Here is a 9756-nt window from a genome sequence, read left to right on the forward strand (position 1 = left end):
TTCAGTCCTTTTATTTTGGGTAAAACAAGGAGGGGATGAACTCATGTCTTCAATTTATCAACACTTTAGACCTGATGAAAAAGAGTTTGTAGATGCTGTCTTAGAGTGGAAGGATTCTGTAGAACACCAATATGCACCGAAACGGACGGACTTTTTGGATCCAAGACAGCAGCATATTGTCGAGTCGATTATAGGAAACAACGATGAAATCCGGCTTTCTTTCTTTCCGGAAGATACGGAACGGAAACGAGCATTAATATATCCCTCCTATTTTCAGCCGCAGGAAGAAGATTTTGGTATAAAGGTATTTGAAATACAGTATCCATCGAAGTTTGTTACAATAGAACATAGGCAGGTATTAGGGACCCTTATGTCTCTTGGATTAAAACGTGATAAATTCGGGGATATTGTGACCGGTGAAGAGGCCATCCATTTGTTGCTTGCAGATGAAATCTCAGATTACGTTCGCATGGAACTCACTCAAATTGGAAAAGCCAAGGCATCTTTAAAGGAAATACCATTGCATGAAAAAATGGAGAGTCAACAAGAGTGGCAGGAGAAAACAACGACTGTCAGTTCATTAAGGCTTGATGTCGTACTCGCTGCAATTTACAATGATTCACGTCAAAAGGCTCAAACATTGATTAAGAGCGGTCATGTGAAAGTGAATTGGAAAACCGTTGAAAATCCATCTTTCGAAGTTGAAGCTTCAGATGTACTATCCGCAAGAGGATACGGAAGAAGTAAGTTACTGTCCTTAGAAGGAAGAACAAAACGGGATAAATGGCGAATTTCTGTTGGAATACTGAAATAATTTCAGAAAAATAAAGGAATTCCCCCACATACTGTCGAAATTTTAGTTATAATAAATATGTAATTCACCAAGTACTGGAGGTGGCTCCCATGCCTTTAACGCCATTAGACATACATAATAAAGAATTTAGTCGTGGCTTTCGTGGTTATGATGAGGATGAGGTTAATGAATTTTTAGATCAAATTATTAAAGATTATGAAATTCTGATCCGTGAGAAGAAAGAAACGGAAGAACGTTTAAACTCATTGAATGAACGTTTAGGTCATTTTACCAACATTGAGGAAACGTTGAACAAATCAATCGTCATTGCTCAAGAAGCAGGGGAAGAAGTCAAGAGAAATGCAATGAAAGAGTCAAAGCTCATCATTAAAGAAGCAGAGAAGAATGCTGATCGAATCGTGAACGAATCATTGTCAAAGGCCCGTAAGATTGCCATTGAGATTGAGGAGCTCAAAAAACAGTCAAAAGTGTTCAGGACCCGATTCAAAATGCTTATCGAAGCACAGCTTGATCTCCTAGATACAAATGATTGGGATCAATTGATGGAATTTGATCTGGATGCTACGGATTTAAAAACATTAAAAGAAGAAGAGACATTGTCTTGACGAAAAGCGCAATATTTTCATATAATTGAACAACACATTCTTAATTGTCATAGGTTAAGACAGGGACAGTACGTTCTTTTAAATAAATCCTTTCTAGCGAGTCGGGGACGGTGTGAGCCCGACAAGGAAAAGAGAGCGGAATATCACCCTCGAGCCCTACTCATGAAATTCGGATAGAAGAGTAATGACTAGCGATTTATTCACGTTACGAATCTTAACAAGTGAAGATCATTTACGATCTTTATGAGGGTGGTACCGCGGGAAAGCTTTCTCGTCCCTTTATCAGGGATGAGAAAGCTTTTTTTATTTTAATATAAATGAGTAAAGTACACCTGTTCTGATTAAGACGCGAAGGATTTAGAAATGATGGCAATAAAGATTAACGATTTAGGAGGAAGAGTTTCATGGAATATAAAGATACTTTATTAATGCCAAAAACGGAATTCCCGATGAGAGGGAATTTACCGAAACGCGAGCCGGATACACAGAAGAAATGGGAAGAAATGAACATTTACCAACAGGTTCAGGAAAGAACAAGTGATCGTCCTTTATTCATCCTTCATGACGGACCTCCATATGCGAATGGTAATATTCATATGGGTCATGCGTTGAATAAGGTCCTCAAGGACTTCATCGTGCGATATAAATCCATGAGCGGATATCACGCACCGTATGTTCCGGGTTGGGATACCCATGGGTTGCCGATCGAGCAGGCCTTAACAAATAAAGGCGTAAAACGCAAAGAAATGACGATCGCAGAATTCCGTAAATTATGTGAGGAATATGCATATGAGCAGGTGGATAACCAACGTAAACAATTCAAACAATTAGGCGTACGAGGCGATTGGGATAATCCTTACATTACACTGAAGCCTGAATATGAAGCCCAGCAGATCAAAGTGTTCGGCGATATGGCGAAAAAAGGATACATCTATAAAGGGAAAAAGCCAGTCTATTGGTCACCATCAAGTGAATCAGCACTTGCTGAAGCAGAGATCGAATATCAGGATAAGCGTTCCCCATCCATTTATGTTGGATTTGCCGTTACAGATGGAAAGGGTGTCCTGGAGGAAGGAACCCAGCTCGTCATCTGGACGACAACTCCTTGGACGATTCCTGCCAATCTTGGAATCGCAGTTCATGCTGATCTTAGCTATGTCGTTGTCAATGTGAAGGGAAACAGCTATGTAGTAGCTGAAGATTTACTTGAAGAAGTAGCAAAGAATCTTGAGTGGGAAGACTATTCTGTATCCAAGAAGGTAATTGGTGCTGAGCTTGAGCGTATCGTTGCAAAACACCCGCTTTACGAGCGAGAGTCACTTGTCGTCCTTGGAGAGCATGTTACGACTGATTCTGGTACAGGTTGTGTTCATACAGCTCCAGGGCATGGTGAGGATGATTTCCTTGTAGGGAAAAAATATGGCCTTGAAGTGTTATGTCCTGTAGACGATAAAGGGGTTATGACATCGGAAGCTCCTGGCTTTGAAGGGTTATTCTATGACAAAGCCAATAAGCCGATTACTGATAAGCTTCAGGAAGTGGGTGCGTTACTCAAGTTAAACTTCATTACTCACTCCTATCCACATGATTGGCGTACGAAGAAGCCGGTTATTTTCAGAGCGACCGCTCAGTGGTTTGCATCTATCGATAAATTCCGTAAAGAGTTATTAGAAGCGGTAAATGAAACGAAATGGGTTCCGGCATGGGGAGAAACACGCCTCTACAATATGGTCAGAGATCGTGGGGACTGGTGTATTTCCCGTCAACGTGCATGGGGTGTGCCAATACCGGTATTCTATGCTGAAAATGGTCAGGAAATCATTACAGATGAAACGATTGATCATGTGTCTAAGCTCTTCCGTGAACACGGGTCGAATATTTGGTTTGAGAAAGAAGCGAAAGACCTTCTACCTGAAGGATTCACTCATGAAGGAAGCCCGAATGGGACGTTCACAAAAGAACAGGATATCATGGATGTCTGGTTTGACTCAGGTTCTTCGCATCAGGCAGTCCTTGAGGAACGAGAGGATCTACAACGTCCGGCAGATCTTTATTTAGAAGGCTCTGACCAATATCGCGGGTGGTTCAACTCATCTTTAACGACGAGTGTAGCCGTTTCTGGAAAAGCTCCATATAAAGGCGTATTGAGTCATGGATTCGCCCTGGATGGTGACGGAAGGAAAATGAGTAAGTCACTGGGCAATGTCATGGTTCCTGAGAAAGTCATGAAACAGCTCGGTGCCGACATTCTGCGCCTCTGGGTCGCATCTGTTGATTATCAAGCGGATGTACGCGTATCAGATCCTATTCTAAAGCAGGTAGCTGAAGTTTACCGAAAGATTCGTAATACCTTCCGTTTCTTATTGGGGAATCTTTCTGACTTTGATCCTAAATCCAATGCTGTATCGTTCGATCAGCTAAGAGAAGTCGATCAATTCATGCTTGTAAAGCTGAATGACCTCGTGAAAAATGTGAAAAACTCATACGATAAGTATGAATTTGCGAGCATCTATCATGCAGTGAATAATTTCTGTACATTGGATTTAAGTTCATTCTACTTGGATTTTGCCAAGGATGTTCTTTATATCGAGTCAGAAAATCATGACGAGCGTCGTGCGATTCAGACTGTCTTATATGAATGTCTTGTGTCCCTGACAAAACTGATGTCGCCAATCCTTTCTCATACAGCAGATGAGGTTTGGGCATATATACCGGGAGCAGAGGGAGAAAGCGTGCAACTGACGGATATGCCTGAAGTGCAAACATTCGCCAATGCTGATGAATTGAAGAAAAAATGGAATGCATTCCTTGAATTGAGAGATGATGTACTAAAGGCTCTTGAGGAAGCACGTAACCAGAAGATTATCGGGAAATCGTTGACGGCTAAAGTGACTCTTTTCGTGAATGATGAAACGAAAGGCTTACTACATTCCATCAAAGAAGACTTAAAGCAATTATTTATCGTATCTGCCTTTGAAATAGGTGGAGCGGTAAATGAAGCCCCTGAGCATGCCTTAAGTCTTGGTGAAAACAATATCGTTGTCGAAAAAGCTGATGGTGAAACATGTGATCGCTGCTGGATTGTGACTCCAACAGTTGGCGAGGATAAAGATCATCCAACCCTATGCACACGATGTGCGTCTGTTGTGAAAGAAAGCTATTCTCACCTGGCGTAATGAAAAGGTGACCTGCCGATCGGCGGGTCACCTTTTTTCTGTCTTTATACGCCCGCATTCAAATTCCATAATTGCTATATCTTGCAACACAATATTCATGACTATTTCCTCCATACTATAAGTGGAGGGATCAAGATGACATATGACCGATACACATCCATTGTAGAAGAGCTGATGACATCCTTACAGGAGCTTGAGGCAAGTCAATCTCAACATCCTTTAATACAGAAATATATTGACGAAGAAATTACCGAGGTGAAACAAGCTTTGGTTCGTATCCAGGATAATCAATTCGGATACTGTGAAATGAGCGGGGAAGAAATTCCTTTTGATTACATGATGATGAATCCAACCTGTACATCGATTGAGAATGCCTTAGACTGGAGAAGGTTTGGGAAGATTTCATCCTACTCCTGAATTTCTCTTGTGTTTCCATCAATCTCCTCTAGTTTCAGTGTCTTTATTTCCCCTTTTATGCTAAAATGCAAAGGTAATCAATTAACGATGTTCGGAGGTTGCCTTTGTGTATTATTATTTATTGGCTTTGATTGTTATTGGATTGGATCAATTAACAAAATGGTTGGTTGTGAGACGAATGACCGAGGGAGAAAGCATTTCGATTATCGATAATGTCTTTTATCTTACTTCTCATCGGAATCAAGGTGCAGCATGGGGAATCCTCCAAGGACAAATGTGGTTTTTTTATGTTATTACATTAGTTGTGATTGTAGGTATCGTGTATTATATGCAAGTCCATGCAAAAGGGCATTCTTTGTTTAGTCTTAGTCTCGCTTTTATGCTTGGTGGAGCAATTGGAAACTTTATTGATCGTGTCTTTAGAAAAGAAGTGGTCGATTTCTTAAATACATACATTTTTTCCTATGATTTTCCGATTTTTAATATTGCCGATGCAGCATTAACCATTGGAGTGGCATTGTTACTCATTTACATGTATTTAGACGAACGAAAAGCAAAGAAGGAGAACAAAAATGGAAGTAATTCAGCACAACATACTTGAAGAAGAACAGGGAGAACGTATTGACAAGGTTGTAAGTCAATTGAATAAAGAATGGTCCCGTTCCCAGGTCCAGCAATGGATTAAAGAAGGTCATATCAAAGTCAATGATGAAAATGTTAAACCAAACTTAAAATGTCCTTTGAACGCTGTGATTACGGTTTCGATCCCTGAACCGGAAGAATTGGATGTGGAACCGGAGAACTTACATCTGGATATCGCCTATGAAGATGGCGATGTCATCGTCGTGAATAAGCCAAAGGGGATGGTCGTCCATCCAGCTCCTGGACATTATTCAGGAACGATGGTGAATGGATTGATGTATCATTGTAAAGATCTTTCAGGCATCAACGGAGTTCTAAGACCGGGGATTGTCCATAGAATTGACAAGGATACATCCGGTTTACTCATGGTAGCCAAGAATGATATGGCCCATGAACATCTTGTAAACCAGTTAGTAGAGAAGTCTGTAACCAGGAAATATACGGCCATTGTACATGGCTTGATCCCACACGAATACGGGACGATAGATGCTCCGATCGGAAGGGACCCAAAAGATCGCCAGAGTATGGCTGTCGTAGATAATGGAAAACAAGCGGTCACCCATTTCAAGGTATTGGACCGATATAAAGATTTCACTCTCGTAGAATGTGAATTGGAAACAGGAAGAACCCATCAAATCCGGGTGCATATGAAGTACATCGGCTTTCCTCTGGCGGGAGATCCGAAATATGGTCCTCGTAAAACGTTGAGTATTGAAGGACAGGCCCTTCATGCCGGAGTGCTTGGCTTTGTTCATCCAAGAACGGAAGAATATATGGAGTTCCATGCAAAGTTACCTGAAGAATTCACAAAGTTGATTAACCATCTTGAAAATAACCGTTGACAAATTTCGACGTAAGCTTTATGATGTAATTAATTGAATACGTAACCTTTAATACGGTCCCGTGAGGCTGAGAAGGAGCAATATACGACCAATTATATTGGCGTGCAATCGATTATAACGATAAGTCTGCCCTCTCATCTTTAACGGTGAGAGGGATTTTTTATGCGAATAATTAAAAAGCGAGGTGGCTGTAAATGACTAAGAAAGCAACGGTGTTGGATCAACCCGCCATTCGAAGAGCACTTACAAGGATCGCTCATGAAATCATTGAACGAAACAAAGGGATTGAAGATTGCATTCTTGTAGGAATCAAAACAAGAGGCATTTACATCGCCAACAGATTAGCCGAACGGATTCATGCGATTGAAGGGGAAGAAATTCCCGTCGGCGAAATAGACATCACGCTTTACCGAGATGATTTAACAAAGAAAACAGACGATCACGAACCAGAGGTGAAAGGTTCTGACCTGCCGGTTGATATTACAAACAAGAAAGTCATTCTGGTAGATGATGTATTATTCACTGGGAGAACGGTCCGAGCGGGCTTGGATGCCTTAATGGACCTTGGCCGGCCAAGTCAGATCCAACTTGCGGTCCTTGTCGATCGGGGACATAGGGAGTTGCCGATTCGGGCGGATTTCGTCGGGAAAAACATTCCGACCTCAAGCTCTGAGAAAATCATGGTTGCTTTAACCGAAGTAGATCAGGAAGACGCAGTCACAATATACGAAAAAGAATAACGGAAGTCCTTTTAAGAGCGGTCCAGTGAGGCTGACAAAGGATGGGATTTGAAGGTGGAAACAGGCCTTCTTGTACCCTCTTTGTGCCCTCTTTAGGACAAAGAGGGTTTTTTAATGGGGAAATATGGGTATCAGAGGAGGAAACAGATATGAATCAAAAACAAGATATCGTATTAGATGTAGAAGAAATACCGAATATAGGGAAATGGGTCACACTAAGTATACAACACTTATTCGCCATGTTTGGAGCGACAGTACTGGTTCCATTCCTGGTGGGTTTAAGTCCGGGAGTCGCCTTGATATCAAGTGGGTTGGGAACACTTGCTTACCTCCTGATTACTAAAGGACGAATACCTGCTTATCTGGGATCATCATTCGCATTCATTGCGCCCATCCTTGCTGCTAAGAGTCTTGGGGGTCCCGAGGCTGCCATGATGGGAAGCTTCCTCGCAGGTATTGTATACGGAATCGTAGCATTACTCATCTCGAAACTTGGCTTAAAATGGCTGATTAGAATCCTGCCTCCGGTTGTTGTAGGGCCGGTTATCATGGTCATCGGGTTGGGTCTTGCCGGAACGGCTGTGAATATGGCCATGTATGAAAATCCTGGAGCAGAGCAATTGGTTTACAGCAACACGCACTTCATGGTGGCACTTGCGACATTGGCCATCACGGTCATCTGCTCGATTTACTTCAAAGGTTTTCTTGGAATGGTGCCGATCCTTGCAGGGATCATTGGCGGATATGTCATCGCGGTTTTCGCAGGGCTAGTAGACTTCCAACAAGTGATCGATGCACCCTTCTTCCAGATGCCGGACTTCTTTGTCCCGTTTATAGATTACACTCCGAGCTTCTCATGGGAAATCGTATCCATCATGGTCCCTGTTGCACTGGTGACCCTGGCAGAGCATACGGGGGATCAGATGGTATTAAGTAAGGTCGTAGGACGGAATTTTATTGAAAAGCCTGGCCTTCACCGCTCCATTCTCGGTGACGGGGTAGCGACGATGATTGCATCCTTCCTGGGTGGACCTCCGAATACAACGTATGGTGAGAACATTGGGGTCCTTGCCATTACACGGGTGTTCAGCGTTTTCGTCATCGGTGGGGCAGCAGTGTTAGCCATCATGTTCGGATTCATCGGGAAAATAACGGCATTGATCGGCTCGATTCCATCAGCTGTCATGGGTGGTGTATCGATCCTACTGTTCGGAATCATCGCTTCAAGCGGACTCCGTATGCTGATCGATAATAAAGTTGACCTGGGTAACAAGCGGAATTTAGTCATCTCAAGTGTCATCCTTGTAATCGGGGTGGGAGGAGCATTTGTGAAAATCAATGAGAATGTATCCTTGTCGGGTATGGCCCTTGCCGCGATCGTAGGAGTGTTCCTGAACCTGGTATTACCGGGAAGGAAGGAAAGTGAAGGAGAAAACAACTTATTCCAAGAAGAAAATGCTAAGCAAGATGTTGCATAGAACCACCTTTTAACATGGTCCAGAGAGTCTAGGAAGGGTGAATTTGAACAAGACATGCGGGATCTCCGCACTGTCCCGGTTGGTATGTTCAAAAACACCCTGTCAGAAAAATGGCAGGGTGTTTTTTTGAAAATAAAAGGTAAGATAGGGGTGCTCATGGTGAAAAATTTGTTGACGATGAAAGACTTATCCAAAGAGGAAATACTTCGGATATTGGATGAGGCCGAGCGCTTTAAAGAAGGAGAAACATGGAGGGATGGTTCAAGTAAATATGTGGCCAACCTTTTCTTCGAGGCAAGTACAAGGACAAAATGCAGCTTTGAAATGGCTGAAAGGAAGCTTGGACTTGAAGTCATTCCCTTTGAAGCACAAACATCGAGCGTCCAGAAAGGTGAAAGCTTGTATGACACGGTGAAAACGTTGGAAAGCATCGGAGTCGAGGCGGTCGTCATCCGTCATTCTCTTGAACGATACTTTGATGAACTGGCACCTCTCAACATAAGTGTGATCAATGGTGGAGATGGATGTGGGAATCACCCTACTCAATGTCTGTTAGACCTGCTGACTATACGTCAGGAATTCGGGGGATTTGAAGGACTCAGGGTTTCCATCATCGGGGATATAGCCCATAGCAGGGTAGCCAGGTCCAATGCAGAAGCCCTCACTAAACTAGGTGCGGAAGTCTTTTTCTCAGGGCCGAAAGAATGGTTCCCTTCAGAAGATCGACATCAATATATGCCTATAGATGAATGTATAACAGATTCTGATGTCATCATGCTTCTGCGTATCCAGCACGAGCGCCACGAAAGTACATCCAGTCTGTCAAGAGAGGAATATCATGAATCGTTCGGATTAACAGAAAGTAGAAGAGCCCGAATGAAACCAACTGGCATCATCATGCATCCGGCGCCGGTCAATCGGGGAGTGGAAATTGCAGATTCATTGGTTGAATGTGAACAATCAAGGATTTTCAAACAGATGGAAAATGGAGTATTCGTAAGAATGGCTATTTTAAAAAGAGCGCTTGAAAACAACTAACCAG

The 9756-nt window shown here is 42.6% G+C and carries 9 protein-coding genes and 1 other annotated feature; all 9 genes read left to right on the plus strand.

Features of this window, described 5'->3' with window-relative positions; genetic code table 11:
• Positions 1 to 43 precede the first annotated feature (43 nt).
• Positions 44 to 814, plus strand: a complete 771-nt coding sequence (locus tag SLH55_RS06060; protein WP_320322917.1) for an RNA-binding protein — start codon at positions 44 to 46, stop codon at positions 812 to 814.
• A gap of 89 nt (positions 815 to 903) precedes the next feature.
• Positions 904 to 1419: a DivIVA domain-containing protein gene (locus SLH55_RS06065; protein WP_098350955.1), complete on the plus strand. Its 516-nt coding sequence runs from the start codon at positions 904 to 906 to the stop codon at positions 1417 to 1419.
• A 47-nt stretch (positions 1420 to 1466) separates the two neighbouring features.
• Positions 1467 to 1701 (plus strand) — a binding site (T-box leader).
• A gap of 122 nt (positions 1702 to 1823) precedes the next feature.
• The gene (gene ileS, locus SLH55_RS06070; RefSeq protein ID WP_320322918.1) at positions 1824 to 4595 is read left to right on the plus strand and encodes an isoleucine--tRNA ligase; all 2772 of its coding nucleotides are present in this window, start codon (positions 1824 to 1826) and stop codon (positions 4593 to 4595) included.
• Positions 4596 to 4730: 135 nt separating this feature from the next.
• On the plus strand, positions 4731 to 5012 hold the full coding sequence (locus SLH55_RS06075; protein WP_219168999.1) for a hypothetical protein: 282 nt from the start codon (positions 4731 to 4733) through the stop codon (positions 5010 to 5012).
• Positions 5013 to 5118: 106 nt separating this feature from the next.
• Positions 5119 to 5613, plus strand: a complete 495-nt coding sequence (gene lspA / locus SLH55_RS06080) for a signal peptidase II (RefSeq protein WP_219168998.1) — start codon at positions 5119 to 5121, stop codon at positions 5611 to 5613.
• Complete coding sequence (locus tag SLH55_RS06085; protein WP_219168996.1) at positions 5585 to 6496, plus strand: RluA family pseudouridine synthase; 912 nt, start codon at positions 5585 to 5587, stop codon at positions 6494 to 6496. The genes lspA and SLH55_RS06085 overlap by 29 nt, the downstream gene beginning before the upstream one ends.
• A gap of 194 nt (positions 6497 to 6690) precedes the next feature.
• Complete coding sequence (gene pyrR / locus SLH55_RS06090) at positions 6691 to 7236, plus strand: bifunctional pyr operon transcriptional regulator/uracil phosphoribosyltransferase PyrR (RefSeq protein WP_219168994.1); 546 nt, start codon at positions 6691 to 6693, stop codon at positions 7234 to 7236.
• Positions 7237 to 7385: 149 nt separating this feature from the next.
• Positions 7386 to 8714, plus strand: a complete 1329-nt coding sequence (locus SLH55_RS06095; RefSeq protein WP_219168992.1) for a uracil-xanthine permease family protein — start codon at positions 7386 to 7388, stop codon at positions 8712 to 8714.
• Between the two features lie 159 nt (positions 8715 to 8873).
• Complete coding sequence (locus SLH55_RS06100) at positions 8874 to 9752, plus strand: aspartate carbamoyltransferase catalytic subunit (protein ID WP_219169361.1); 879 nt, start codon at positions 8874 to 8876, stop codon at positions 9750 to 9752.
• Positions 9753 to 9756: the final 4 nt, after the last annotated feature.

This window comes from Rossellomorea sp. YZS02 (genome assembly GCF_033963925.1).
Lineage (GTDB): Bacteria > Bacillota > Bacilli > Bacillales > Bacillaceae_B > Rossellomorea.

Bases quoted from the DNA above. Each gene is read 5' to 3' on its own strand.
- pyrR (WP_219168994.1), top strand. From the start codon at position 6,691: ATGACTAAGAAAGCAACGGTGTTGGATCAACCCGCCATTCGAAGAGCA.
- SLH55_RS06065 (WP_098350955.1), top strand. From the start codon at position 904: ATGCCTTTAACGCCATTAGACATACATAATAAAGAATTTAGTCGTGGC.
- SLH55_RS06085 (WP_219168996.1), top strand. From the start codon at position 5,585: ATGGAAGTAATTCAGCACAACATACTTGAAGAAGAACAGGGAGAACGT.
- SLH55_RS06095 (WP_219168992.1), top strand. From the start codon at position 7,386: ATGAATCAAAAACAAGATATCGTATTAGATGTAGAAGAAATACCGAAT.
- SLH55_RS06060 (WP_320322917.1), top strand. From the start codon at position 44: ATGTCTTCAATTTATCAACACTTTAGACCTGATGAAAAAGAGTTTGTA.
- SLH55_RS06075 (WP_219168999.1), top strand. From the start codon at position 4,731: ATGACATATGACCGATACACATCCATTGTAGAAGAGCTGATGACATCC.
- ileS (WP_320322918.1), top strand. From the start codon at position 1,824: ATGGAATATAAAGATACTTTATTAATGCCAAAAACGGAATTCCCGATG.